Genomic DNA, 25,594 nt, shown 5'->3' on the forward strand with positions numbered 1-25,594 from the left:
ATGGCCGACCTGGATGCCCTCGCAGCGAGCGTCGTCGCGCCGCTCGACCGCACGGCCACTCATGTGGTGCGCGACGCCTTCGCCCTGGCGATCGCTCCTGAGGACGACTTCGATGAGAGCGCCGTTGCGATCGAGTCGCTCGAGTTCGCGTCGACGGTCGTCGGCGGCCTCTCCGCAGCGGCGAGCGCTCCGCCCCCCGGCAAGGTGCGTTCCAGCTCCGAGGTGAAGGTTCCCCTGACCGACAGCGCCGGGGGATCGGCATCCGCAGACCTCTCGGTGACCCTGTACGGTCCGGGCGACGTGCGCGGCATCGACCCGGCGCAGATCGTGCGGCGCTTCCCCGCCCCGGGCGTTCGCACAGCCGAGGAGACCGTGCTGGCCCACATCGAATTCGATCGCCCCGAGCTGCCGTGGGCGTTCAGCGCCGCACAGCAGGCTCCGGTCATGCGTCCCTGGCTTACTCTCGTCGTGCTCGAGCGTTCGACGGTCATGCGCGAGCCGGCGTCCAGGACACTGCTCCCCGTGTTCCAGGTGGCGCTCGCGCAATTGCCGACGCTCACTCGCGCCGACCTGTGGGCGCATGCCCAGGTACCGGCCACGACGACAGGGCAGGACCTCTCCGCCCGGTTCTCACCAGCGCACGCTCCCGTCAACCTGTCCCGGGTCATCTCACCGCGCATCCTGAAACAGGACACCGACTACATCGCGGCCCTCGTGCCGACGACCGACGTGGGCGTGCGCGGAGGTCTCGGCCTCGCGGGCGGCACCCTCGACCCGGCCTGGACCAGTTCCTCACCAGACCCGGTGCGACTCCCGGTCTACGACAGCTGGGAGTTCCGCACCGGTCCCGACGGCGACTTCCGCTCGCTCGCGATCAAGCTGCAGGGGATCGCCGCACCCTACGAGGTCGGGCGCAAGTTCATCGACACGTCGCAGCCGGGCAAGCCACTGCGGGCCCTCGGTGCCGACGAGGTCGGGCGCAAGCAGGTGCTGCGTTGTGCCCTGTTCTCGCCGAGCGCGCCGTCAACTCCTGAGCAGCAGATCGCGGAGACGGCGGTCTGGCCCGCCGAAATGGTCGACGGCCTGCGCGCCGAACTCGATCTGCCTGCCGCCATCGAGGGCACGCAGGAGCAGACGGATGGCGTGCCCGACCTGCCCATCATCGGCCCGCGCATCTACGCCAAGCTGCATCGCGGGAGTGCCGTCATCGAGGGCTCCGACTGGTTCGCCGAGCTGAACCTCGCTCCGGTGAAGCGCATCGTGGGCGGGCTTGGAACCCGGGTGGTACAGAGGGACCAGGAGCGTCTGATGCAGTCGGCGTGGGCCCAGCTCGGGGAGGTGGAGGCGGCGAATCGCGCCATCCGCCTGGCACAGCTGGCAGAACTGCTCGCCACCAGGCTCCACGGCAGGATCAGTGAGCTGCAGGCCGGGCACCTGCTGCAGGTCGCCGCTCCTCTCGCCACCCGGATCTCGGTCGCTGCGGGCAGCACGCTGTTCGCCGATGTGGTCCTGAGCTCGACCCCGGTCGCAGCGACGACGAGCGCCTTTCGGCGGGTCACCCGCCCGGCCGGACCGATGATCAGGAGAACGGATGCCGCCTCCCGCGAACGCGCGGGCAACGTCGTGGGAACGGACGCGGGGCTCCGGGACTTCACCCGGGTATACGCGAACCCCGAGGGCATCGGGCGGCTCACGGCCGATGTCGTCGCCCACCTCGACCTGCAGCTCGTCAGTGCGGCGATCGGCGCTCCGATCGACACCATCGGCGGACTGTTGAAGGAGGCGAACGCACGCGTCGAGGGTACGGGCGGCTTCGCCACCTACCTCACCGAGCCGAGCCGCTGGAAGGCCGTCGACACCGGCTTCGACCTGCGCGCGGACCTCGCCACAAGGTGGAGCGAGCGGCTGCTGCGCTCGACATCCGTTCCCGCGATCGAGTCCATCCGTGCCCAGCGCATCGGCCCGCTCGCCGCCGAGATCTCGCTCTCGAAGGCGACGATCGCCAGCCCGCTGCGCGAACGCCTGAAAGGTACGGCCGTGAAGCTGAACGACCGGCTGCTGGTCGACCTCGGCATCGTCGACGTGCACCCTGTCGACGTGCACCCTGTCGACGTGCACCCTGTCGACGTGCACCCTGTCGACGTGCACCCTGTCGACGTGCACCCCGTTGACGTGCACCCCGTTGACGTACACCCCGTTGACGTACACCCCGTTGACGTACACCCTGTCGACCTGCACCCGTTCGAGGTCGGCCGAATCGTCGCACCGTTGAACCCGCGCGCGCCGATCATCAGGAGATCACCCATCGGCGGCGCGGTGGGCCGCCTCCGGCAGGGCGGTGGCGCGGTGCGGGTTCCCCTCGGCGGCGGCGAATTCCGTCGCGTCCCGGTCGAAGGCCACGTGCTCATCGGCGGACGCGGCCTCAGGGTCATCGACGCGCAGCACCTCAAGAAACTCGGCGACATGAGGGACGTGGCCGAACTCGATGCCGGACTGGCCCAGTTCGCAGACCTGGCCGAGGTGAAGCTCACCCCCGCCCTTGATCGCATCAACGAGCTTCCGCTCGACGTGCTGCGCGCCGAGATGACGTCGCTCATCGATCCCGGGGCCCTGCTCACGATCGATGCCGTGCCGCACCGCGACGCCCTGGCCGTCGCATCCGCCGCCATCATCGGGGAGATCGATCCCCGGCACACCGTGCGCTCCTCCCTCGCCGGGAGACTTCACCTCAGCGTTGGCCTCGCGGATCGCTGGTTCGCCCAGCCGCGTATCGCACCGATCATGGCGGCGCCGCGTTTCGACCGGCCGATGTACCGCGCACTCGAGGAGTACGACCGTGAGTGGCTCGTCCCCGGGCTCGGCCTTCTGCCGGCAAGCGACTTCGTCACTGTACTCTCCACCAACAGTGAGTTCATGGCGGCGTTCTTCGTCGGCCTGAGCGACGAAATGGGCCGGGAGCTGCTCTGGCGGGGCTACCCGACCGACCAGCGCGGCACCTACTTCCACCGTTTCTGGAACCCGACAGCCGACGAGCTGGCGACACCCATCCACCTGTTCCCGGCGACGCCTCTCGCGGCGCAGATCTCCCTCGGCGGTGGCGACGGCCGTGCCGTGATCGTGGTCAAGAGCGAGCTTGTGCGGCGTTTCCCTGATCTCATCATCCAGGCGGTGAAGAACCAGGGCACTGTGCGCGATCCGGTTTTTGAGAAGGTCGGCTCTCCGCAGCAGACCGCCCCCGTGCTCTTCTCCGAGGTGCTCGATCCCGACATCGCGCTCGTGGGCGTCGACCTCTCCGTCGACGAGCTCGACGGGGAGCAGTGGTGGATCACCATCGCCGAGCATCCCAGCGCCACCCGATTCCAGCGGCCGGCCGACGCCCAGCTGCCGGCCGACCAGAAGCACCTCACCGACACAGCACCGCATTCCGCCGCCTATGCCGAGAAGCACCTGCACCGTCCGGTGCGGGTCGCATTCCAGGCGACGGACCTCATCGTGAGAGAGGCGTAGACCATGCCCGTCGAGACCCCAGCCGTCCTGGCCAGAGTTCGGGAGCGCATCGCCACCCTTGCCGAGAAGCGCCGAACGCTCATCCGGCGGCCGGCCGACCACGTTCGGCGCGGCGAGATCCTCGCGCTCGACGACGACCTGCGCGAGATCATCGGCGGGTTGCGGGACCGCCTCGACCCGTGTGATGCGTCTCCCGAGGTTCCGCTGGTGCTGCTACCCGTCCGCATCGAGAGCAAGCTGACCCCGGGCACTTCGACGCTTCGGGTGCGCATCTCGCCCGACGAGGCGCACATCGACAGCCTGCTGCGCTCGGTGACGGATGCCGAGGTCGCCGCCGGAGCGGCATACTGGTCGGCCGTCTGGACCGACGTCGCCGATGCGGTCGCCTGGCCCGCACTCACCGCGGCCGTGGGAGAACGCCGTGCCGGGTGGGTAGCCGAAGTCACGACGCCCACCAACCTCGCCACCCGAGGACAGGGCGCCCCGATCTTCCCTGCATCACCGGAGGAGGTGGCCCACGGCACCGTGGCCCGCTGCCTTCCCGACCAGTTCGTGGTGCGGGTGTTTCCGAACGGAGCAGCACCGATCACGGTGACCGGTTCGCCGGTGGCGACCGACGTGCCGCTCTCGCCGATCGCGTTCGGCGACGACGAGCTGAGCCAGGTAGCCGGCCTCACCGTGCCGGTCGGCTCGGAGTGGACAGTTGACTTCGAGGCGGCCAAGAAGGCGGGCCTGGGGGTGGAGGTGCAGCTGCCCGGCGGCACCACGCTCATCGACCGCGTCGTGGTGGTCGGAACGCGCAACTCGGTCTCTGAGGAGGCCAACGCCGCCGACTTCGTCGACCTCCTCACCAGTCACCGGTTCAGCGACGGTGTCTCCCTGTTGGCCGCCGGAACCGCCACCAACAATGCGGATGCCGAACGCTCGCCCTATCGTCCGGCCGCGAGCGCCGGCGCCCCGCCAGTGGAATCGCGCACGCCGTCGCGGGACGCCATCCTGCTCGCGGCAGCTCTCGGTCTCGACGCCGCATCCGTCGAGCATCTCATCCCCGCCGGACCGGTCTCGACCCTGGACGAGGCTCAGGCCGCCGCCAATACCGCACTCTGGTTCGCGACCTGGGAGCCTGTGCTCGAGCGCCTTGACGACCTCGCCATCCCCGCGGTCACCCCGGGAAGCATCGAGTCGGCCCGGCGCCTGCACCGCGACTACGTGCGCGGAGCGGGGGCGGCCCCCGCGCTGCGCATCGGCGCCCAGCCATACGGCGTGCTGCCGGTCACGGATCTCGACGCCTGGCAGCCGCGCTCCGGCGAGACCACGGCGCAGCTCGTACCTCTTATCCGGCGCACGCTCGCCCGTTGGGTGAGCCGATCACCCGTCGTTCCCCATGTGCGTCCCGGAGGCCAACTCGATGACCAGGACCTGCTCGACATGCTCGGCACCAGCCCTGTGGCCACCGGCGTGCGCGCCCGACCGGCGGTCGACGGCCCTCAGCTCGCGTCCTTCGCCGCCGCGACCGGAGCGGATCCCGCCCAACTGCAGGCCGAGGCTCACCTGCGCACGGCCGTGCTGGCGCAGTTCTCCGTCGATGCCGCCAAGATCCTGCAGACTCCGGCGCCGCACGACGACTCCCGCACCATCGGTCTGCCCCTCGTTTCGGAGCGCGATGCCGACGTCGTGGCCGAGATCCTGGCCGGGACAACACCGAAGGTCGACAGCGTGCTGCAGGCCCTGCTCGACATCGCATGGGACGGCGCCAAGCGACTGAGGTTCCGCGCCGCGCCCCAGGAGTTCGTCGGCCCGCTGATCGACTTCGTGGAGCTCGACCCCGAGATCAGGAGGATCATCACGGTGGCGGCATCCGCCGACGCCGCCGTCGACGATACGGCCCCTGAGCGTTTCTTCGCCGCCGCCGAGCGGGTCGCTGCCGTGCAGCACTTCGACGGCCAGCCGACCGAGCGTGTGAGCATCGCCGCCATCGAACCAGTGGCCGAGGCCCGCACCTCCCTGGCGCAGGTGGCGCTCGATTTCGGCGACACGGCGCAGGCGAGGTGGCTCGGCAGCAGCGCCATTACCGAACTGCTCTACGCCTTCGGCGTGGGCGGCGAGGTTCGCGCCGCCATGATCGCGCTCGCGGCGGCGCCGCTCGACGAGCGTCGCATCGCCGTCGCCTCTGCGCTCGATCTGGCGTCCCATCGAGTCGACGCGTGGGCGACGGGCATCGCGACGGCACGCCGGGCCACCCTGGCGGCCACCGCCCCCGTCGGAATGACCATCGGCGCGTTCGGCTACGTCGAGCAGATCCGTCTTGGAACGAACCGAAGCGATCCGGATGGCTGGATCCACGCGCCCAGCAGCTCGCACGCCGTCGCCGCCGGCGTCCTCGCGAGCGCTCACCGCTCCAACATCGGCGCACTGCCGGGGAAACAACCGTTCGCCATCGACCTGTCGAGTCGGCGCGGCGTCGAGCTCCGGCGCGTGCTCGAAGGGGTCGCGGCCGGGCAGTCGATCGGCGCCCTGCTCGGGTACCAGATCGAACGCGGCCTCGCCGGGACCTCGGCGGCCCGGTTCCAGTTGAGCCTGCGGCAGATCGCGCCTGCGGCCACCGATCAGCTCGGCAACGACGAGGCCCAGGAGGTCGCGGCAGCGCGCGTCGCCGCCGCCGATGTCGTCGACGGCGCAGAACTCCTGCGGCTGTTCCCGCTCGATACGCTCACCGTGGTCAACCCGCCGTTGCGCGCCCGCCTCAGCCGGAAGCCAGACAACGCCTTCGTCGAGAATTGGGACCCCGTGTCGAACGCTGAGTGGGACCTTCTGGTCGCAGCCATGCGCGGAGCTGCGGCCACACTCGACGCCGTCTCGGATGCCCTTCTGAGTGAGAGCGTCCTGCAGTACTCTTCGGGCAACCCGTCGCGCGCCTCTGCCGCGATGGATGCCATGGCCAGCGGCGCCGCCGTCGATCCAGACCTCGGTATCCTGGGCGTGCGCCAGACCGGTCGCATCCTCACCCACGGCGTGTTCGCGGCCATCCCGGCCGGCGCGACCGGCTGGTCGAGCACCTGCCCGCGCGCGCTCGCCGAACCGAGGCTGGAAGCGTGGGCGGCGCGTCGCCTCGGTGATCCTGCCGGCATCACGGTGACCGAAGCCCCCAACAGTCACACCCTCGCCGAGGCAGGCTGGGCCGCCCTGGACCTGGTCTTCGCGGACGACGCGGCATCACTCGACCGGGAGCTGCGTGCGGCCATACCCGCTCTGGGCGACTCGCCGCTGGCCGACGGGCTGCTGCGCGCCGCCACTCTCGCCGGCAGCCTTCGCTCGCTCGCTGCCGGTGGAACGCCGCTCGGCCCCGACTCCCTCGTGCGCACCGGCGTTGCCCCGGAACGCCGGATCGACACCGACGAGCTGCTCGCGCGTGTGGGCGTTGTGCTCGACGCCCTCGCTGCTGTGCTCGCCTCCGGCCAGGCGGTCATCGCCGCCATCGACTCCGACGGCCTCGCGGTCGAAGAGGATGCCGTGGCCGACGTGATCGACGCCGTGCGCGGGCTCGCGGCCTTCGGCGTCCCCCTGATTCCGGATACTGCGATTCCCGCGAACGTCGCCTGGGCCGTCGGCGCGTGGCAGGCGGCGTTCGCACGCCTGGGTCAGGCACGGGCGACGCTCGTGGCCCTGCGCGACCCGGCGCGCGACGTCCCAGCGACCACCGGCGAGATCGTCGACGCCTGCCGCGCCGTGGCCGAGGGGATCCTCGGCGACGGTTTCCTGCTCCTGCCCCTGCTGACGGAGCCCGCCGGTTCCGACTCATTCCACACCGCCATCGTCACGCCGGCCATGAAGAAACAGCCGGCCCATGCACACATCAACGCCTTCCTGCGTGATCACGCGACGGTCCAGGCCGGCGTCGGCCGCCTCGCCGAGGCGCAACTGCTCGGAGGGGCCCTCGGCATCCCGATCCCGCTCCGCATCGTGCAGCTCACCGAGCACGACGACGCCACCGGAGATCCGGCTGCGGGCACGGAGCGCTGGCTGGCCGGGTCTCTCCCCGACGACGTCCCCTGGCCGGCGGCATCCGCGAGCCACCTCGTCGTCGAACTCGTCGGCGGCCATGACGACTTCGCCGGCCCATTTGCCGGACTCGCGATCGACGGCTGGGCCGAGACACTGCCGTTTCAACCAGACCCCAAAGCATTCGATCCAGCTGCGCCGGACAACCCGCTGCGCGCGGCCAGGGCCACCACCGGGCTCGCCGTACACGCCAACCAGGCATCGGCCAGGGCGCCGCAGGTGCTGCTCTCCGCGGTGTCGCCAGACGGCACCAGGTGGACGACCGATTCCGTCGTGGCGACGGTTCTGGAAGCCGTGGAACTGGCCAAGGCCCGGCTGGTGACCTATGAGCACACGCCGGGGGACGCGGCCATCCTGCCCGCCATCTACGTGGCGAGCCCCTGGCTGCAGATCCGCACAGGGCTCCAGTTCACGGAGCTGGCCAAGGTGAAATGGTCCGGGGTCGGCATCCCGTTCCTGTCGGAGGTGAAGTGATGGCCGTCAAGATTCCCATCGACATGATGGTCAGCGCGGTGACCGACCAGAACCTGGCGGGGATCCTGAAGCTGCTGCAGGTTGCCGACCCGCCGGCCATGGTGCGGCTCGAGCCGGACTCGGTCACCGGCGACCCTGCCCCGGGTGCCGAGGCGCGCATCGGCGATGCCGCGTGGATGCTCGGTCGGCAGTGGCAGTTCGGCGAACTCAGCGGCGAGGATGCCGGATCCGTCGTGTCGGTGCACGTGGCGTCGAGCGCGCTGCCGATCACGGCCTGGGCCCCCCTGCCGGGCGCCGCGATCGATCTGGCAGACGCCGACTGGCGGCCGTGGCGCGAGGGGGCGCTTCTCGAGGAGCTCATCCAGGACGTGCCGGAGCTCGCGTTCGGCGACGGCCTGCGACAGCGCGCCGAGGCAGGAGCCCAGCTCGTGGACCTCCTTGCGGACGTCGGCGAAGAAGCGCTCGCACGCACGCTCACGGGTCGCCATCCACTCGCCCTCGACGACGACCCGAACGATCCACTCGGACTCGACGACCCGCAGGCCGCCCGCCTCTTCGTCGTACTCGGCGGCGCCGTTCCCGACGGGGGAACACTCGCCACCGAGCTGCGCGCCGGGGATCCCGGCTGGATCGACGAGGCGACGGATGCCGCGGCCGCACGTTCGGCGATCGCCGAGTGGCTGGCCTGGCTCGGCGGCGAGCCGGATTCCGGGGGCGCCTGGTCGACCGAACGCCTGGAGTACCGATTCGCGCTGCGCTTCGGTGACGAGGCTGACGCCGTGTTCGCCCGGGGCACCCAATTCGGCTCGGCATCCGTACGCTGGAGCGACCTCGAATGGGTCGAGGGCGCCAGCGCCGGGCTGCCGGACGAGGCACCGGCCGGCACCCCCGTCGGCAGCGAGGCGACCATGCTCGCCACTCCGCTGCGGTTCCCCGGCATGCCGGCCGACCGCTACTGGCAGCTCGAGGACGGCGCGGTCGACGTGGGCGCCATCGAGGCGCAGACGAATGACCTCGCACGGCTCTGCCTTGCCGAATTCGCATTGTCCTCGGGTGATGACTGGCTGGCCGTGCCTGTCGACGGCCTGCTCGGCGCGGTCAACAGGGTCGGAACCGTCACCCTGACCGACGACTTCGGCGACGTGGTGACGGTTCCGGAGCTCGCCGATCCCGCGTTCACCATGTTCGGCGTTGCCTCGGCGGCCGGACGGATGCTCCCCGGCATCGTGCTGCCTCCCGTGGCCGTCGGCACACTCGTGGGCGAGGCCCTCGAAGACGTGCTGTTCTTGCGCGACGAGATGGCCAACATGGCCTGGGCCATCGAGAACTCGGTACAGGGGCGAAGCGGGGATCCGCGGCGGCGCGCGAGCGAGCGTCCGCCCGTCCCCGATCCGTGGCCGGAGGGCCTCACCCAGGGGGAGCGGGCGTACAGGTTGCAATCCGTCGTGCCCGCGCACTGGATCCCGCTGGCACCCGTGGCGTTGACGCCCGGTCAGGTATCGCTGCGCAAAGCCGCACTGCTGCGCGACGGAGTTCCCGTCCTGCCGAGGGGAATCACCCTACGTCCAACGCCCCTGACGTTCCCGGGGGAAGAACTGCCGAGGGAGGGCGTGCACCTGCGTGCCGTGCCGGTGCTGGCGCGGCGGGCCGATGGGCGCTACGCGCGGTGGGCGGCTTATCGGGTGCGCACAGGTCGGGGAGAGGCCTCCAGTCGTCTCGCCTGGGACTCGGCTCTGTCGTTCACCGACATGACGCATCCGCCGACAGTGTAGGTTCCGGCCAGGCCTCAGAGCTGTGCCGATCTGATCCGCACCTCAGCGGCTACCGATGCGAGCGCAGCGGTGAACGCTTCGAGCTGCGCGGCGTCCAGTGTCGTGGTGGAGGCCGACAGCATGTCGGTGAAGTCACGGTGGATCTCGCCCATGACGTCGTGTCCGTGGGGAGTCAGCTCCAGGTAGAGACTGCGGCGATCGCCGGGGTGGTCGATTCGATGAAGCAGGTCGATGTCGACCAGGCGGCGGGAGATCGCTGTCACGGCTCCCGTCGTCATTCCGAGGTGGGTTGCGAGGTCTTTCGGAGTGATGGACCCCATCCGTGCGATCCGGAAGAGCGCACGGAGTTCGGTTCCGGAGACGCCGGCGCGCTCGGCGATGCGGTGGCGGTTGCCGTCGAGGGCGCTCACGAATTCGGTAGCTGCGGCCGGAAAGCCACTGAGCGTGTGCGGGGGCCGTTCCGAGTGGTCCATGTTTCCTCCGGCCTGCGCTGGAGCGAGCCTTGTGTCGTCACGACTGGTGTACCTGATCCTAGCGAAATCGGGCCAAAAAGATGTTGACGATTTAGCTTACTTACTATGTAATTGAAACACTAAGTTATCTCGGGAACGCTGAACTTCTACGGAGTACGCCATGATTCCAGATATCCTCTCGCACGGACAGTACGAGACCGTCTACAACTTCCTGTCGCTCGTCATCGCGGCGCAGCTCTTCACCGCTGTCTTCCTCGTGATCGCCCTGCCTCGTATCCTGCCGCGGTACCGCCAGGCCATCACGGTGGCCATCGTGGTCTGCGGCATCGCCGCCTACCACTACTTCCGCATCTTCGACTCGTTCAAGGCGGCGTTCGTGACCGATGCCGTCGGCGGTACGGGCGACTACTCTCAGGCCGTCGGCGCCGGCTTCAACGAGGGCTACCGCTACGTCGACTGGCTCCTCACCGTTCCGTTGCTCCTCGTCGAGCTCGTCGCCGTACTCGCCCTCGTGCGGTCCGTCCAGTCGGCGCTCCTGCGGAGGCTCGTTCCCGCCGCGGCGCTCATGATCATCCTCGGTTATCCGGGGGAGATCAGCGGCGACAATGGCCTTCGCGGACTGTTCGGTCTGCTGTCAACCATCCCGTTCGCCTACATCCTCTTCGTGCTCTTCGTCCAACTGAGCAAGTCCCTCGACCAGCAGCCGACCGGTGTCCGCAAGATCCTGAGCCAGCTGCGGTTCCTGCTCCTGCTCAGTTGGGGCGTCTACCCGATCGCGTACCTGCTGCCGCTGCTCAACATCTCCGGATCGGATGCCTGGGTCTACAAGCAGGTCGGCTATTCCGTCGCCGATATTCTCGCCAAGGCGGTCTATGCGTTGATCATCTACCAGGTGGCTCGCATCAAGTCCTTCGACGACGACCCCACATTCGCCGGAATCGAGCTTTCGCGGGATGAGGTCGCGACCCGCTCCTGACTCCGTCCTCGGCGATTCACCTGCGGGCATCGCTCGGTTGATGAGGGTGCCCGCACGGTCGCCACGGTGTTATTTGCCTTCGGCGAGGAGCGACACGGGGTTCCACTCGGCCAGCTCGGCGAGACGCTGGTTGAGCAGGTGGGGCACGGCCTGCGTGGCCATCTCGCCGAAGAACACCCGGCGCGGGGCGGTCTAAGCCCGTGGACGAACCGGTGACGAACCATGCGATGGAGCGCATCGTGCGGGGGAGCGCCCAGCTGAACGCTCGCTACCTCGAAAAGATGCAGCGGGTGCAGGAGCTGCTCGTCGGGCGAGTGGTCACCCGGCTCGCCGGGAGCGTGACTGCGAGCGACCCTCGACCTGCGGCCATCGTTCAGGCGGCACGCGTGGCGTGGCTTGAGTCGGATCAGCAGCGGCCATTCGGTGAGTTCCTCGACAACGCCATGGCGGCCTTCAGGATTACCTAGCGCGTGTGATCACGTCCACGTTCGCCTGCACGGCGTTGCGGGCGCCGGCGCCGTGAGCATCGTCAAGATGCGCCACCTCAAGACCCGCTAGCCGGAATCTGGGAGGATGAAAGGACGTCCGGTAGCACCGGCATCCATCTTCTGAGTCAGGAACCCCAATGACCTTCGGCCAAGCGATCTCGTCCGTGTTCAGCCAATACGGCCAGTTCACCGGAGTCGCCCGCCGCTCAGAGTACTGGTGGTGGGTGGTCTTCGTGACGATCGTCGACTTCGCGCTCAGCACCCTGGATTCGACGATCAATCCCACGTCGGCGTTCGGGTTGTTCTCCACGCTCTGGATCGTGGTCATCGTGCTGCCGTTCCTCGCAGTCGCGGTCCGGCGCCTGCGGGATGCGGGCTTCTCCTGGAAATGGCTCTGGTTCCTGTTGCTCCCGATCGTCGGTGTGATCATCCTGATCGTGCTGCTCTGCCGGCCGAGTAGATAGTCACAGGGCCCCGGGCGCTGGTGTCACCCCTGGGACAGCGGGGCGCGCTTCGACCGGACGACGAGCACGGGGCACGCGGCGTGATGCACGAGCTGGTTGGAGACCGACCCCATCAGCAGGCCCGTGAAGCCGCCGCGGCCCCGCGAGCCGACGACGAGGAGACTGGCGGATTCGGCGGCCTCCAGGAGCACGGTGACCGCACTACCGCGCACGATGCGGCCTGTCGCGGTGAGGCCGGCATCGGTCGCGGCTGTGAGAGCCTCGGCCTGGATGCGCTCACAGACCTCTTTGAAGGAGTCTTCTGGAACGATATCTCCCGGGGTCCCCGCCATGATCGGATACGACCACGTCGTGACGATGGTGAGCTCTGCGCTCCGCAGCTTCGCCTCGACGATCGCCCACTCGAGCGCCTTCACTGACGGCTCTGATCCATCCACGCCCACAACAATTTGAAACGCACCGGTGTCACTCATGGGATTCGTCCGCTCTCTCGGCAGGACGGCTCGCCCTGTGTGGCCATCATGCGGCCATTGCGTCGCGCGGTCAATGCGAGGTGCCACTGGGCGGTCGGTCAGTTGCGGAGAAAACACCTCGGTGGGGGTGGGAATGTGTTTTCTCCGCAACTCCGTGCGGAGGCGTGAGACTTACTTGCAACCCTTGTTGGTGAGGCCGCTTCCGGCACCGGAGGTCTTGCAATGCACCACGTTGCCCGCGGTCTTCGAGGCGTTGTTGACCTCGTAGCCGGGGACGCCGCCGGTGACCGTGTTGCCGGCGAAATCGTTCCCGCCGCCCCAGCCGGAGAGCACGGAGTGCACCTGGAACGCGTCCTCGAGGGTCGAGGATCCGGAGTTGCCCGAGACCGAATAGCCGTTACCCTTCACGTCGACCCAGGAATCGGCCGAGTTGTCGCCGGAGTAGCCGGAATGGCGGAAGGTGTTGCCGGTGATGCGTCCGCCGGTCGTGCCTTCCTTGATGTCGATCGCCTCCGCGGGGTTGTCCTCGATCCGGTTGTCCTGGATCAGCACGTTGTCGGACTTGTCCGGGCTGGACGAGGAGCCCATGACAGAACTCCAGTTGCTGTTCGCGCTGCCGACGTAGACGCCTTCGCCATAGCTCGCCGAGGTGAGTCCGGTGTCGTGCACGTAGGAGTTGCGCAGCACGACGTTCGTGCTGCTGTGGCGGACGTGCACACCCTCCTGGCCGATGTGTCCGACGTCGACGCTGGAAATGATCGTGTAGTCGGAATCGTCCAGAACGATGCCCTTGGCGGCCTTGTCGACCCGGAACCCCGTGAGGTTCCAGTGTCCTCCCGTGACGTGCAGAGCGTAACCGGAACCGGTCGACCCGGTGGTGAGCACGGCGGCTCGTGAACCGGTGAGGGTGATCGGCGCCGCACCTGTTCCGACGGAGGAGGCCTCGAATTTGCCGGTGTAGGTGCCGTCCGTGAGGTGGATGGTGTCGCCGGGCTTCGCGTTGCCGAGTGCGGTCTTCAACTGAGCGGATGTCGACACGTTCGTGACCGTGGCGGCGTGGGCCGGTCCGGGGGTGAGAACGACCCCCGCCACCGCGACGGCGCCGGTCAGGAGGGCGGCTGCGGCGATGCGGCGCGGCGAAAGTCGCCGGGTGTCGGGGGAGAGTGGGAATGAGCGGGACGGGTGGGTGAATGAGTGGAGCACGAAATCAGCAGCTTCCTGTGGTGTGGAACAGGAAGAATGCCTAACCGGTCGAACCTCGGGTGGACCACGAGATCGACAACTCCCCGTCGGAGTGGACAGGGCACTACGGAACGTCGTCGACGGTACGAAAGCGTCGACAGAATAAGGCAAGTGACATCGGCAGCACCCTGTAATAAGACAGGAGCCGAACCGGTCGCGTGCACGATGGCAGAGGCGGGGCGGGGATCAACAGCAGCCTGCAGATTACGGCAAGAATGCTGCCGGAAACTTGGAACGTTTAGTTCACACGACGATACACGGTCCTGAGGAAAACTCAAATGAACATTTGGTTTTCCCGGGGGTCAACCGTCGGCGCACCGGACGTTCGAGGAACCCTCGCCGGCGTCGGCGGACGTGTTGCTGCACTCGACTACGTTGTTGTTGGCCGGCTTGAGCGCGTAGCCGTAGCCGGGGCCGTTCACCGTGGCCTCGTTGTTACGGAAGGTGTTGCCCACACCCCAGCCGTCGAGGATCTCATGCGTCTGGAACCCATCCATCGGCGAGTTGACGCCGGTGTTGCCATCGATGATCCAGCCGTTGCCCTTGACATCGACCCAGGAATCGGCGCTGGTGATTCCCGAACCGTCGAAGCTGTTCTGCTGGAGGATTCCGTTGCTTGTGCCCTCCTTGATGTCGACGCTTTCCGCGGTCGTCGCCGAGATTTTGTTGCCGATGATCGTGTTCCGGTCGCTCCGGTCCGGCTCGCACCCGCTCACGTCGCACCAGTTGCTCTCGGCCGTTCCGACATAGATGCCCTCACCGAACTTCGGCCGGCGGAGGCCGGTGTCGCTGATCTGGTTGTCGGCGACGCGGTTTTCTGTGCTGTTGTTGCGGAGGTGCACCGCCTCGTCGCCGATCTGGGATACCTGGAGGCCCTGGATGAGCGAGTTCCGGGTCTGGTCCGCCATCACGCCTTTCTGGCCGTTGCGTACGGCGAACCCGACCAGGTGCACGTAGGCGACCCGATCGAGGTGAAGCACGTATCCGCCCTGCACGCCGCCACCGTCGAGGATGCTCCCTGCCGTGCCGCAGAGCGCAACCGGCGCATCGGCGGTGCCTCCACTGCGGAGCGTGAAGGTGCCCTGGTAGACGCCGGGGGCCAGACCGATCACGGTCCCGGGATTCACAGCGTCGAGGGCCGCCTGAAGCTCGCGCGCGGTCGTCACCGTGACCGTGAACGGCGGGCAGCCGGTCACGGTCTCTGGTACCGGAGGAGCCTGTGCCGTCGACGGGGGTGAGGTGGGTTGGGTGATGTTCTGGGTCTGGCCGGTGATGGCGACGATGGCCATGACGGCGACGCCGATGATCGCAAGGCCGAGGATGCCGACGGTGAGCACCCACTGGAGGCGCGACGGCGTGCGGCGGCGCGCCGGGGCATCCGCCCGGTCGTCGCTATCGGGCATCAGGGGGCGCCGCCGACGGACTCGCGCGAAACGATGCCGCGTGAGAGCGACGTGAGCGGTACACGCTCGGCGTACGGATGCCGGATCGCACCGAACTGGGGACCGCTGCGGGTGAGTGCCGTCACGAGAAGCAACAGCGCGAGCAACAGCCAGACCACGGTGAGTGGCTGGAACACGAACCGCGCAACGGTGATTGCCGTCGTCGCGCGCTGCCAGCCGGCGAGGTTGTTGCCTGCGACGACGGCCCCCGACGAGGTCTCGTCCCACACGGGAACGGCGCCGGAGCCCGAGAGCGCGTTGCTCACGACCCTCACCGACCTGGCGTCCCCGACGAGGCTCACGGCGTGGTTGGAGACGGCTCGGATGGTGTTGTCGGTGACACTGGCACCGGCGTTTCGAACGTACACGCCGGTCTGGCTGCCGCTGATCGCGTTGTTGCGCACACTCGTGTCGGTGACCCGGTCCCGGATCGCGATCGACTGGCGGGCCTGGTCCTTCAGGGTATTTCCGGCCACGACGACACCCGATGCCCCGTCGTCGAGCACGATGCCCATATCGTTGCGTGCGATGAGACTCGAGTACACCCCGAGCGCCTGACCTCCGCTGAGTTCGATCCCGTACCTCCGGTTGTCTTCGACCGTGCTGCGGGTCACTGTACTCGAACCGAAGGATTCCACACCGGTTCCGATGGCACTCGGACCGTCGGCCAGCGAGCGGCCGTCGATCGACACTCCGTTACGCCCGTTGTCCGTTGCGGTGATCTGGTCGAACATGATCCCCGAGCTCGATCTGGCCACCGTGAATCCGTCGACGCCGCTGTTGACGGAGCTCGTCCGGGTTACCGTCGTGTCGGTAACGAACCGATGGAAGACGAGGCCGTCGACGAGGCTGTTCATGATCCGGGTGTCGGTGATGGTGACGCCGGCGGCGTGCGTGATGAAAAGACCGAAGGCGTTGCCGTCGATCGTGACGTCCTGGAACCCGGCGGACAGGGTCGCTGCGGAGGGCCCGCTCGAGGCGACGGATCCGGCGGGAGCACGCAGGAGTTCGGGAGGGAGCACGGGGGCGCCGGCGAGAGGGGCGCCTGCGAGCGGGCCTGCGCCGGCCGGGGCGGAGGCATCGGCCGTGCCGGAAGCATCCGCCGTGACCGAGCCGTCGGCTCCTGACCTGTCCGTACCGGAGGCATCCGTCCCTGAGAGCGCGAGCCCGCCCGTCTCCCCGCTCCAGAACCCGAGGTTCGCGATGCGCGCGTGCCCGACCGAGACCGTGCCGTCGATCATCCGGAGATAGGCGCGACCGTCGGACGTGTCGGTGTCGACCGCCCCGGTCCGGGTGTTCCAGCTCTCGATCGCCACGGGGGCCGTCGCCGTGCCGTTGATGAGGACGGAGCCGCCGAGTCCGATCACGGACACGAACGTGCTCGGGTCGCTGCGGAGCCGTAGGGTGAGCCCATCCGTCGCCGTCAGAGACAGGGTCGCGCCGGTCAGGACGACGATGTTCTCGGAGAGCAGATAACCGCCGTCCGGTTGCCGCACAAAGGTCGTCGGGGCGAGGGTGAGCAGGTCGGACACGAGGTAGGGCTGTGCACGGGCCGGCAGGACGAGGGTCACGGAACTGCCCGTGGTGAGTCGGTAGGGACCCTGGAGCCCGGCGACCCGCCACTGGGCGGATGCCGAGACGCTGCGGACATAACTGAGCCGGGCCTTCTCCGCGTTCACGAGGCTCGTCTCGCGGGTCGGGTCTCCGGGATAGAGCACGCCCTGGACATTTCCGTTGCGCGCGATCTCGGCCCGCCCGAAGGCGCTCGTGGGGGAGCGGAACACTCCCGTTGCGACGAGGATGAGCGCTGCCGCGAGTACCCCGGCGAGGATGCCGGCAAGCATGCCCAGCAGCACGAAACGTGCGCCGGGAGGACGCCCCGACTGGCGGTGCCTGCTCGCGATCACCGTCACCCTCGGTGTCCGGGTGCGGGGAACCCGGACCGGCGCAACCCTGGTCCGGGTCACGGGGCCACCGCCGCCTGGGTAAGGGTGCGCGCGTCCTGGCCGTCACCGCCGATGGTGTCGTTGTGGCGGGTGAGCCAGCCCTGCTTGTTCATGGTGACGAGGGCATACGTCTTGATCGGGAGGGCGACGAGGATGACGGCGAGGGCGAGCAGCGGCAGGAGCAACAGGTCCTTCGGGTGGCGGCGCAGGTGTGAGATCCCACGGATGCCGCGGCCGAGAAGCAGCCAGCCGATGGCTGCCGCGAACCCGGCGACGCTCAACTCGAGGCGACTGAAGACCAGGTAGAACAGGGTGATACCCATCGTGAGCGGGGTGAGGAGGATCTGCAGGACGGTCACCTTGGTGATGAACGGTACCCGCCAGAGCCAGCCCCTGGCCATGGCCGTGAGGTAGCACCGGTAGGAGTTGCGACTCCAGCGCACGCGTTGCTTCACGAACGCACGGAAGCCGGTCGGGAACATCGAGAGAGCGCGCGCGGATGCCTGGTGCACGGTCTTGTAGCCCGAGGCGAGCACGAGCCACGTCAGCCGGCCATCATCGCCGGAGATGCAGCGTCGGCCCAGGAAGAATTCGTTCTCGAGATGGTCGAGCACGGGCAGGACCGCGGCACGGCGGTACACCGCGGTCCGTCCGGACACGCAGGGCACAGCCCCTGCCCGTCCCATGGCGGGGACGTAGTCGAGGTAGCGCAGGTCGACCAGCCAGTCTGCGATCCGTCGCCAGACGCTCGTGCCGCTCTGGTAGACGTTCTGCCGGGTGCCGACCGCCCCGACCAAGGGGTCTTCAAAGGGCATTTGCACGTTCCGGAGCAGGTCAGGCTCCCACCAGGTGTCCGAGTCGGTCAGGACGAGCAGGGTGTGCCTCGCCTCCCTGATCCCGGCCCCGAGTGCTGACCTCTTGCCGACGTGGTGGAAGAGGATCGGCCGGACACGTGGATCGCCGATCCGGACGATGCGTTCGTAGGTGTCGACGTCCGCGACGTCGAGCACGATAAGGATCTCGTCGGGATTCTGGGCCCGCCACGTATCGAGACAGCTCAACAGGATGTCCGGATCCTCGTGGAATGAGGGCACGATCACGGAGGTCGACGTCCGGAAGTCGGTGACGATCGGCGGGGCCCGATGCGACAGAATGAAGCGGTAGAGCCAGAGTCCCCAGACGATGGTTCCGGCAATCGCCAGGGGAAAATAGGAAGCCACGACTGCCGCGTCGTGCACAACCGCATTCCCGATGGCGCCCCAGTCGAACGCGTAGCCGGGGTCAGCGGACACTGTCGTTTCTGGTGGCATAGGGATCGGGTTCCTTGTGCTCGATTGTGCTGGTCAGCGTTACCACGGGCTGACTCGTCGAAGGTGTGCGTTGATTCAGTTGCGAGATTCCGTTCGCACCCAGGAGCGCGGCGTGAGGTCTCTACTGAACCAAAGTAGACAATTCCTCACGTTTTGCAACCGCAGTATGTGGATACACAGGGAGCTCTTACCGTGAGCTAGTCTCTCCGAGGTTCACGGGCATCCGTTGTGAACGGATTGACCCCGGTGATGCGCTCGACAAGCCCGATGGCATGGCGCAGGATGGCACGGGGATCGGCGGAGTAGTCGGATTCCGATGCCTTGCGCATCGCGAAGCGGAGGATGCTGACCGCCAGACCGACGACCATGTGCGCCTCGTCGAGAATGTCCGGCGTGGTCGCCTCCGTGCGTCCGCGGGCCTCGAAACGCTGGAGGACGATGCCCGCGAGCCGGTCTTCGAGTTCGGCAAGACGGATGATCTCGCTTGAGAACAATTCGGGGGTGTTCTCGATGAGCGTGCGCCTGGCCCGGAGAACGTCGCGGTCCGGCTCGCTCGCGACAATCGCGGACTCGATCATCAGGACGAGTTCGGCGAGCACGGATCCACCGTTGCCCGTGATGAATCTCTTCACCGCGCCCTCGGACGGAATGGGAGGGGACGCTCCGAGGAAGGCGGCCTCCTTCGTCGCGAAGTAGTTGAAGAAGGTGCGCTGGGAGACCTGGGCTGCTTCGCAGATCATGTCGACGGTGACGTGGTGGTACCCGTGTTCACTGGCCTGGCTGATCGCGGCTGCTTCGAGCGCGGCCTGGGTGGCGGCGCGCTTGCGGGCGCGCAGCCCCTCGTCGGGCCCCGGGCCGGTGGGGGTGCTCTGCGTGGATGCCGCGGAGCTACTCATACCGCAGCGCGTCGATGGGGTTCTGACGTGCGGCGGCCCTCGCAGGCAGGGTGCCGGCGAGGAACGCGATCAGCATCACCACCCCGACGATGATGGCGATCGAGGCCGGAGCGAACTGCACGACCTGGAGACCGGGCAGGGCCGAGAATATCCCGTTCGCGAGGAGGTTGCTGATGAGCGAACCCACACCGATCGCCGCGATGACGCCGAGTGCGCTGCCGAGGAAGCCGATGAAGACCGCCTCCATGCTGAACAGGGCATAGACGCGGCCGCCGTTCATGCCCATGGCCTTCATCAGCCCGATTTCGCGGGTACGTTCCTGCACGCTCATCAGGAGAGTGTTGACGATGCCGAATCCGGCGGCGATCAGGGCGATCACTGCGAAAGCGTTGAGCACGCCGATGATGACGTTGATCACAGTCTCGAAGGCGCCGATCGTGTCGGCAACTGTCTGCGAGGAGTAGCCCTGCGCGCTTAGGTCATCCTTGATCGCGGTGATCTGTGCTTTCGTCGCCGAGACGTCGAAGTGCGCGACCGCGGTCGCATAGCCGGCGGACACTCCAGCGGGCTCACCGGTGGTTGCGACGGTGTGCAGGTGGGCGACGAGGCTCCGGTTGAGCCCGGCCCCGCTGCCGAGGAGCGTCTCGTTCTGCACGCCGACGACGGTGGCCGTGACGGTCTGCTGGGTTCCGGTGTAGTCGGTGATGCCGATGCTGACTGTTGTGCCGACGGCCGCCTTGGCGTCCGCGTAGCCGAGGTTGTCGAGGTAGGTCGTCGGCAGGAGGAGCTGGTCGCTCGAACTGCTGTTGTCGAGCTGAGCCCCCGCGGCGAGGTCTGCCGTCGTGATGGTCCCGGTCTGGCTGACCGTGAGCTCGAACTTTCCGTTTCCGGCATATTCGACGTAGTCCGGCGAAACCCGCACGGCGGGGTCGACGCTCAGGATGCCTGCGGTCGCCTTGATCTTCGCGAGGTCCGCCGTGGTCAGCGCCTGGATGGTCGAGCCGGGGCGCGACCCGTTGCCGAGGCTCACGGTCGTGGACTTGCTCGGGTCGTAGGCAGCCGGTCCGTCGCTGGCCGTGGCCGTCGCATCCGCTGCCTTGGTGATGGTGAGCACGTCGGCGGCGCCGATCGCCGAAACCTGTCCGTTGATGTAGGCGGTCACGCCGGTGCCGATGCCGCTCGTGATCGTCAGCGTGAAGGCGCCGATGAAGATGGCGACGACGGTGAGACCGGTGCGGAGCTTGTTGCGGAAGCTGTTCTGGATGGCGGAGCGGACGATATCGAGGAACTTCACGAGTGGGCCCCGCCTCTCTTGTGGGTTCCCGTGGGGGAGTCGGCGGTCTCTTCGAGGCCGTCGCGGATGAAGATCTGGCGGTCGCAGCGGGCTGCGAGCTCTGTGTCGTGGGTCACGATGATGAGCGTGATGCCGTTCTCCTTGTTGAGTTTGAAGAGGATGTCTTCCACGACCGCTCCAGTGGCGGAGTCGAGGTTTCCGGTGGGCTCGTCGGCGAAGATGACCTTGGGGTTGTTCACCAGCGCGCGCGCGATGACCGCGCGCTGCTTCTGGCCACCGGAAAGGTTCTTCGCCTTGTTCTTGGCCTTGTCGGCCAGTTCGAGCTGTTCCAGTGCGGCCATGCCGCGGGACTTGCGCTCCTTGGCCCCGACGCCGGCGATCGTGAGGGGAAGGACGACGTTTTCCAGCACAGTCGCATTCGCGGTGAGGAAGAACTGCTGGAACACGAAACCGAAGTCCTGGTTGCGGAGCCGGTTGAGTTCCTTCGCCTTGAGCTTCTTGGCGTCTGTGCCTTCGACGAGGAGAACGCCGGAGTCTGGATCGTCGAGGAGCGCGAGAAGGTGCATGAGCGTCGACTTGCCCGAGCCGCTCTTGCCGACGATGGCGACGGACTCGCCCGCCTGGATGTCGAGGGAAACGCCCTTGAGCGCATCAAAGCGGTTGGCTCCACTGCCATAGGACTTGCCTATGACCTGCGCGGACAGGACGGGAACACTCATGCTGGCTTTCCTTCGTTGGGTGACTGGAGCGCTTCGCTCGACCCGCGGAAGCCGTCATGGCCAGCGGATGCTGGCGAAAACAGTGCGCAGACAATAAATTTACAGTAGCTGCACATTCACGGCGCTCGCTGGGAGACGACTGGGAACCAGCCGACATTCATCTCCCAGTCATCCCAGCGTACGACGTGCATTCCGGGTGTCACGCCAGCGGATGTCGGCCGGTGCGGTTCAGAGGTCGAGGGTCTCGTTCGGTTCGAGGGCGAAGAACTCCCCACCGACCTGTTCGGTCGCCGCGGTGATACGCAGATTGGAGAGGTCCTTGCCTGCGCGCGACAGCAGCATTTCGTGGGTCGGGAAGGTGCGGCGCGGCTTCACGGCGAGCACGTAGTCGATCACTTCACTGATCTTCAACCAGGGCGCGCCGGCCGGAACGGCGAGCGTGTCGACATCCACTCCTGCCGGGACCGTGAAGGAATCGCCGGCGTAGTACAACCGGTCGTTGACGAGCACGCCCACGTTGTCGATCACGGGGATCGAGGAGTGGATGACGGCGTGGGTGCGCCCGAAGAAGCGAAGGGTGAACTCGCCGACCGTCACGGTGTCGCCGTCGTGGACGACTTCGACGGGGTATCCCGATGCCGCTGCGACGACCCCCGCCGGTCCGAAGATCCGCACATCGGGGCTGAAGGCGATGATGCGGTCGAGCTGTTCGGGGGTCCAGTGGTCCGGGTGCTCGTGTGTGATGACGACGGCATCCGCCCGTGCCGTGTCGGTCACTGCCGTCGTGTAGGAACCCGGATCGATGTAGAGCTTGCGTCCCGCTACCTCGACGATCAGGGCCGCGTGCTCGAGCTTGGTCAGTTTCATTTCGGTCCGTTCTGTCGGGTGTCTGGACCGAGCTAATACCCAGATGGCCGGGTGATGCAAGCCGACGACGTGCCGTGTCGTCTGCTCGGTTTGGAGCGGACCCGATCCGTGTGGCATACTCGGTAAGTTGCAAAAACGGCCCCATCGTTTAGCGGCCTAGGACATCGCCCTCTCACGGCGGTAACGCGGGTTCGAATCCCGCTGGGGTCACAATTGCCCGGTTCCCTTGAAAATAAAGGGAGCCGGGCCTTCTTGTTTAAGCGCACCGGAAGGCCCGTTTTCGGGTTTGGCAAAATTCTGGCAACATCCGATTTAGGGGCCATCTGATCGAGGGCCGTTGCGACACTGTCAGGCGCCAAGTTAAGCACGGGCGTACAAGGCCTTGTGCCCGGCCGCAAACGAGTTCAGCGTGGGAGCATGAGACGAATTATGTTCGGTGGCGCCTCGTTCTTGACGGCAGATCGAATCGGTGAAGCACTCGTTGCCCTTTTGGTCGTCCTCAATGTCAAGAACTGCTCCGCGGTCGCGCGCATTCCCGTTGTTCTCATCAACGGCACGATCGTGACTGCAACGTTGCTCCTCGCACCGGCAAGCCCGTTCCTGGTCATTCCAGAAGAATCACCGTGGCCTGAACCCGATGCGTCGGAGACCGTCACTCACCTCTCGAATCTCGAAGTGCTGGCTTCCGCCCCGAGCCAGAACGGGTACCTGGAAACGATCGCAGTCCCGGACTGCGAATGGAGTGACCCGGACCTGGACGATCTCTGATGATGACGAAGTAGGTGCCAGACCGCGAACGGCACGTCTCCCTGGTGTAGCCAACGGGGGTCGGGATCGTGACGATGCGAATCTGTTTGTGCCGATTGATGTTATTCCGAAGTCGGTGGAGTACGTTGCGGATATGCAACGGAGGCGTGTGAACCAAGCAGGTAGTAAGAATCGCGGGTGCGATGTCGATGCCTGACCGACTAGCCGCGACGGAGGACTCGTTGAACGCACTGACGGGTGACGAATCGCGCCTGTATGAGCCCCTTCTGGCTCTGTTGCCTGTCGACGGGCTGTCCATCTCCACGTTCGGCCACATTCTCGCAGCTGAAACAATTTCCGCGAGCGACGCGCAATCGTTCCGGCTCGACGAGCTGCAATTCGATCTTGGTGAGGGCCCGTGCTGGGACGCGCTGGAGACTGCGGCGCCAGTCCTGGAGCCGGACATCCGTGAACGGCCCAACCACGTGTGGCCGGCCTTTTCGGAAGCAATCATCGCCGAAGATTTCGGTGCGCTCTTTGCTTTTCCATTGATGCTGGGCCCGCTGCGCATCGGGGCGATCGACCTGTACACGAACCACCCGTTTCGTCTCGGTGAGCAAGACATCCGGCACATCGAGATCCTCGCAACCGTGGTGAGCCGGATGGTTCTCTCTCGAGCTCTCCGGCTGTCCGAAAGTGACCTCGTGGGTGAGGCCGACACGGCCACCCGGCGGGCATTCTCTCGTCGGGAGATCCATCAGGCCACGGGCATGGTCCTGGCGCAGCTGGGCATTCCCGCCACGGATGCCTTCCTCGTGATCCAGGGACATGCGTTCGCCGCCGGACGATCCATGCTCGACATTTCAGCCGAGATCATCGACCGTCGATTGAGCTTTGCCGTGAACGAAAAGCAGATCGAAGGGTCTCATGATTGACAGCACCCGCGAGGATCGCTTGATCGACACGTTCGCGACCCTCGCCGACACCCTCGTGGCCGACTATGACGTGGTCGATCTTCTGCAGACGCTGGTCGAGAGTTGCGCGGATCTCTTCGACATCTCGGCGGCGGGCATCCTCCTGGCGGATGCCGACGGCGAGTTGGAGGTGATCGCCTCGACAAGTGAGGCGAGCAGGCTTGTCGAAGTCATGCAATTGAGTGCCCGTGCGGGCCCCTGCGTGGAATCCTTCACGACAGGCTCTGTCGTATCGCTGCCGGACGTTGAGGACAGCCCTCCCGAGTGGCAACGTTTTCGGGACAGCGCCCGGGAACAGGGATTCGCTGCCGTCTTCGCCATCCCACTGCGGTTGCGCGAGACCACGATCGGTGCACTCAACCTGCTGTCCAGCGTTCCCGGAGCCTTGCCGCCCCGGGACGTTCGAGCCGCACAGGCGCTAGCCGACGTGGCCACGATTGGAATCCTGCAGGAACGCACGCTCCGGGAAAGCATGTCCGTTCGCGAACAGCTCACCAACGCACTGACGTCCCGAGTGGTGATCGAACAGGCCAAAGGCGTGCTCGCGCACTCTCGCGGCATCTCCATGGAGGAAGCGTTCATCCTGCTGCGGACGTACGCCCGAACCAACCGCTTGCTGTTGTCGAGAGTGGCCCAAGGTCTCGTTGACCAGACCCTTGTGATCTGAGGCATCCGGCCCGAGTTCGCCTCGGTAGCTCGCGCGCGATGAGGGGCCGGACGCATATCGCATGAAGGGGTCCAGGCGATGCTGTGCTCCTGGTTGGCGAGCCGAACCCGATGTGTGTCGCTCGGAAGACAATCGAGCGGGATCCGGATCGCGTTGGGTCAGGACTCTTTGCCGGGACCGTCAAGGCCGCCGGTGCAGGGCGAACCCGGTTCCGGAGCGGTTGCGGCCCCGCGGTACTGGGCAATGAATGCCGCGAGCCGGGGGTCGGAAGGGTCGCTGATGTCGAGCTGCGCGCCCCATGCCGATGCGACGATCGACGACGGAAGACCGGACAACGGAGAGAGGATCGCATATGTGGAGGGGATCACCTCGCGCAGCGCTGCGAGCTGATCACCCGTCACCGTTGAAGCGTCGTAGGTGACCCAGACGGCGCCGTGCTCGAGAGAGTGCACCGCATTCTCATTGGGGACGTTCTCGGAATACACGCCACAGTTCAGGAGAGTGACGGAGTGGTCTCCACCCACCGGTGGCAGCGCGTCGTATTTCACGGTCCCGGTGACGTGCTCGGATGTCTGGTTCGGAAAGGTCTGCACGCCGTCAACGGATGTCGGTGCCGCGGCGTTCATCGAATGCCGCGGCGTGTGGACGGAGGGCGGCGACTTCGGCGCGCAGGCGGGCGAGTTCCTGTTCTTCGGGACCGTCGGCTGTTTTGCCGTGGCCGCGTCCGCGCATCATGAACCACATCATCAGGCCCATGCCGACGGGGCAGATCAGGGCGGGGAGGATGTACAGGAATTGCTGCAT

Annotated in this window: 21 protein-coding genes and 1 tRNA gene; 10 read left to right on the forward strand and 12 right to left on the reverse strand. The window is 67.0% G+C overall.

The features are described 5' to 3' along the window. From E3O39_RS09675 to E3O39_RS09685, 3 genes are read left to right on the forward strand one after another with little or no spacing between them, the layout of a single operon-like run. Positions 1-3,507: a hypothetical protein gene (locus tag E3O39_RS09675; RefSeq protein ID WP_134447407.1), complete on the forward strand. Its 3,507-nt coding sequence runs from the start codon at positions 1-3 to the stop codon at positions 3,505-3,507. 3 nt (positions 3,508-3,510) lie between these two features. After that, positions 3,511-8,040, forward strand: coding sequence for a hypothetical protein (locus E3O39_RS09680; RefSeq protein ID WP_134447408.1), 4,530 nt, complete (start codon positions 3,511-3,513; stop codon positions 8,038-8,040). Beyond that, positions 8,040-9,812, forward strand: coding sequence for a hypothetical protein (locus E3O39_RS09685; RefSeq protein ID WP_134447410.1), 1,773 nt, complete (start codon positions 8,040-8,042; stop codon positions 9,810-9,812). The genes E3O39_RS09680 and E3O39_RS09685 overlap by 1 nt, the downstream gene beginning before the upstream one ends. A gap of 14 nt (positions 9,813-9,826) precedes the next feature. Here the strand turns inward: E3O39_RS09685 and E3O39_RS09690 are convergent, their stop codons facing one another. Beyond that, entirely contained in the window at positions 9,827-10,285 is a 459-nt protein-coding gene (locus tag E3O39_RS09690; RefSeq protein WP_134447412.1) for a MarR family winged helix-turn-helix transcriptional regulator, read from the reverse strand. 160 nt (positions 10,286-10,445) lie between these two features. Here E3O39_RS09690 and E3O39_RS09695 point away from each other — a divergent pair, with 160 nt between their 5' ends. The 3 genes from E3O39_RS09695 (at position 10,446) to E3O39_RS09705 (ending at position 12,213) form a co-directional block, all read left to right on the forward strand. Further along, positions 10,446-11,261: a bacteriorhodopsin gene (locus tag E3O39_RS09695; RefSeq protein ID WP_134447413.1), complete on the forward strand. Its 816-nt coding sequence runs from the start codon at positions 10,446-10,448 to the stop codon at positions 11,259-11,261. 200 nt (positions 11,262-11,461) lie between these two features. Then, on the forward strand, positions 11,462-11,728 hold the full coding sequence (locus tag E3O39_RS09700; protein WP_134447415.1) for a hypothetical protein: 267 nt from the start codon (positions 11,462-11,464) through the stop codon (positions 11,726-11,728). 158 nt (positions 11,729-11,886) lie between these two features. Then, positions 11,887-12,213 (forward strand): DUF805 domain-containing protein, encoded by a 327-nt coding sequence (locus E3O39_RS09705; protein ID WP_134447417.1) that lies wholly within the window; start codon positions 11,887-11,889, stop codon positions 12,211-12,213. A gap of 23 nt (positions 12,214-12,236) precedes the next feature. On the opposite strand, the gene E3O39_RS09710 is transcribed toward E3O39_RS09705, so the two are convergent. From E3O39_RS09710 to E3O39_RS09750, 9 genes are all read right to left on the reverse strand, one after another. Then, positions 12,237-12,650 (reverse strand): universal stress protein, encoded by a 414-nt coding sequence (locus E3O39_RS09710; protein WP_241975375.1) that lies wholly within the window; start codon positions 12,648-12,650, stop codon positions 12,237-12,239. Positions 12,651-12,857: 207 nt separating this feature from the next. Next, positions 12,858-13,889: a right-handed parallel beta-helix repeat-containing protein gene (locus tag E3O39_RS09715; RefSeq protein ID WP_166787301.1), complete on the reverse strand. Its 1,032-nt coding sequence runs from the start codon at positions 13,887-13,889 to the stop codon at positions 12,858-12,860. Between the two features lie 341 nt (positions 13,890-14,230). Beyond that, a complete protein-coding gene (locus E3O39_RS09720; RefSeq protein ID WP_134447423.1) occupies positions 14,231-15,331 on the reverse strand; it encodes a right-handed parallel beta-helix repeat-containing protein in 1,101 nt (366 codons plus the stop codon). After that, positions 15,331-17,337, reverse strand: a complete 2,007-nt coding sequence (locus E3O39_RS09725) for a right-handed parallel beta-helix repeat-containing protein (protein ID WP_134447425.1) — start codon at positions 17,335-17,337, stop codon at positions 15,331-15,333. The genes E3O39_RS09720 and E3O39_RS09725 overlap by 1 nt, the downstream gene beginning before the upstream one ends. Further along, complete coding sequence (locus tag E3O39_RS09730) at positions 17,334-18,626, reverse strand: glycosyltransferase (protein WP_134447427.1); 1,293 nt, start codon at positions 18,624-18,626, stop codon at positions 17,334-17,336. Before E3O39_RS09730 ends, E3O39_RS09725 begins: the two co-directional genes overlap by 4 nt. A gap of 197 nt (positions 18,627-18,823) precedes the next feature. Continuing rightward, positions 18,824-19,522, reverse strand: coding sequence for a TetR/AcrR family transcriptional regulator (locus tag E3O39_RS09735; RefSeq protein ID WP_134447429.1), 699 nt, complete (start codon positions 19,520-19,522; stop codon positions 18,824-18,826). Further along, positions 19,515-20,816: an ABC transporter permease gene (locus tag E3O39_RS09740; protein ID WP_134447431.1), complete on the reverse strand. Its 1,302-nt coding sequence runs from the start codon at positions 20,814-20,816 to the stop codon at positions 19,515-19,517. Before E3O39_RS09740 ends, E3O39_RS09735 begins: the two co-directional genes overlap by 8 nt. Further along, positions 20,813-21,535: an ABC transporter ATP-binding protein gene (locus E3O39_RS09745; RefSeq protein WP_134447432.1), complete on the reverse strand. Its 723-nt coding sequence runs from the start codon at positions 21,533-21,535 to the stop codon at positions 20,813-20,815. The genes E3O39_RS09740 and E3O39_RS09745 overlap by 4 nt, the downstream gene beginning before the upstream one ends. A 228-nt stretch (positions 21,536-21,763) precedes the next feature. After that, positions 21,764-22,402 carry an MBL fold metallo-hydrolase gene (locus tag E3O39_RS09750; protein ID WP_134447433.1) on the reverse strand — a complete coding sequence of 213 codons (639 nt, stop codon included), beginning with the start codon at positions 22,400-22,402 and terminating at the stop codon, positions 21,764-21,766. 137 nt (positions 22,403-22,539) lie between these two features. Here E3O39_RS09750 and E3O39_RS09755 point away from each other — a divergent pair. From E3O39_RS09755 to E3O39_RS09770, 4 genes are all read left to right on the forward strand, one after another. After that, positions 22,540-22,612: transfer RNA gene (locus E3O39_RS09755), tRNA-Glu, on the forward strand. Between the two features lie 219 nt (positions 22,613-22,831). Further along, positions 22,832-23,170, forward strand: a complete 339-nt coding sequence (locus E3O39_RS09760; protein ID WP_134447435.1) for a hypothetical protein — start codon at positions 22,832-22,834, stop codon at positions 23,168-23,170. Between the two features lie 221 nt (positions 23,171-23,391). Next, positions 23,392-24,084 carry a GAF and ANTAR domain-containing protein gene (locus E3O39_RS09765; RefSeq protein WP_134560796.1) on the forward strand — a complete coding sequence of 231 codons (693 nt, stop codon included), beginning with the start codon at positions 23,392-23,394 and terminating at the stop codon, positions 24,082-24,084. Next, positions 24,077-24,790 carry a GAF and ANTAR domain-containing protein gene (locus E3O39_RS09770; RefSeq protein WP_134447439.1) on the forward strand — a complete coding sequence of 238 codons (714 nt, stop codon included), beginning with the start codon at positions 24,077-24,079 and terminating at the stop codon, positions 24,788-24,790. Before E3O39_RS09765 ends, E3O39_RS09770 begins: the two co-directional genes overlap by 8 nt. 158 nt (positions 24,791-24,948) lie before the next feature. Here E3O39_RS09770 and E3O39_RS09775 read toward each other — a convergent pair whose 3' ends face one another. Next, positions 24,949-25,383, reverse strand: coding sequence for a DUF3105 domain-containing protein (locus E3O39_RS09775; protein ID WP_166787302.1), 435 nt, complete (start codon positions 25,381-25,383; stop codon positions 24,949-24,951). Between the two features lie 4 nt (positions 25,384-25,387). After that, complete coding sequence (locus tag E3O39_RS09780; RefSeq protein WP_134447443.1) at positions 25,388-25,594, reverse strand: hypothetical protein; 207 nt, start codon at positions 25,592-25,594, stop codon at positions 25,388-25,390.

This window comes from Cryobacterium sp. MDB2-A-1 (assembly GCF_004402675.1).
Taxonomy (GTDB): Bacteria; Actinomycetota; Actinomycetes; order Actinomycetales; family Microbacteriaceae; genus Cryobacterium; species Cryobacterium glucosi.

What these genes read in the sequence shown, in the direction of transcription:
- E3O39_RS09675 (WP_134447407.1), top strand. Translation starts at nt 1, where the DNA reads ATGGCCGACCTGGATGCCCTCGCAGCGAGCGTCGTCGCGCCGCTCGAC.
- E3O39_RS09680 (WP_134447408.1), top strand. Translation starts at nt 3,511, where the DNA reads ATGCCCGTCGAGACCCCAGCCGTCCTGGCCAGAGTTCGGGAGCGCATC.
- E3O39_RS09685 (WP_134447410.1), top strand. Translation starts at nt 8,040, where the DNA reads ATGGCCGTCAAGATTCCCATCGACATGATGGTCAGCGCGGTGACCGAC.
- E3O39_RS09690 (WP_134447412.1), bottom strand. Translation starts at nt 10,285, where the DNA reads ATGGACCACTCGGAACGGCCCCCGCACACGCTCAGTGGCTTTCCGGCC.
- E3O39_RS09695 (WP_134447413.1), top strand. Translation starts at nt 10,446, where the DNA reads ATGATTCCAGATATCCTCTCGCACGGACAGTACGAGACCGTCTACAAC.
- E3O39_RS09705 (WP_134447417.1), top strand. Translation starts at nt 11,887, where the DNA reads ATGACCTTCGGCCAAGCGATCTCGTCCGTGTTCAGCCAATACGGCCAG.
- E3O39_RS09720 (WP_134447423.1), bottom strand. Translation starts at nt 15,331, where the DNA reads ATGCCCGATAGCGACGACCGGGCGGATGCCCCGGCGCGCCGCCGCACG.
- E3O39_RS09730 (WP_134447427.1), bottom strand. Translation starts at nt 18,626, where the DNA reads ATGCCACCAGAAACGACAGTGTCCGCTGACCCCGGCTACGCGTTCGAC.
- E3O39_RS09735 (WP_134447429.1), bottom strand. Translation starts at nt 19,522, where the DNA reads ATGAGTAGCTCCGCGGCATCCACGCAGAGCACCCCCACCGGCCCGGGG.
- E3O39_RS09745 (WP_134447432.1), bottom strand. Translation starts at nt 21,535, where the DNA reads ATGAGTGTTCCCGTCCTGTCCGCGCAGGTCATAGGCAAGTCCTATGGC.
- E3O39_RS09750 (WP_134447433.1), bottom strand. Translation starts at nt 22,402, where the DNA reads ATGAAACTGACCAAGCTCGAGCACGCGGCCCTGATCGTCGAGGTAGCG.
- E3O39_RS09760 (WP_134447435.1), top strand. Translation starts at nt 22,832, where the DNA reads ATGTTCGGTGGCGCCTCGTTCTTGACGGCAGATCGAATCGGTGAAGCA.
- E3O39_RS09770 (WP_134447439.1), top strand. Translation starts at nt 24,077, where the DNA reads ATGATTGACAGCACCCGCGAGGATCGCTTGATCGACACGTTCGCGACC.
- E3O39_RS09780 (WP_134447443.1), bottom strand. Translation starts at nt 25,594, where the DNA reads ATGCAGCAATTCCTGTACATCCTCCCCGCCCTGATCTGCCCCGTCGGC.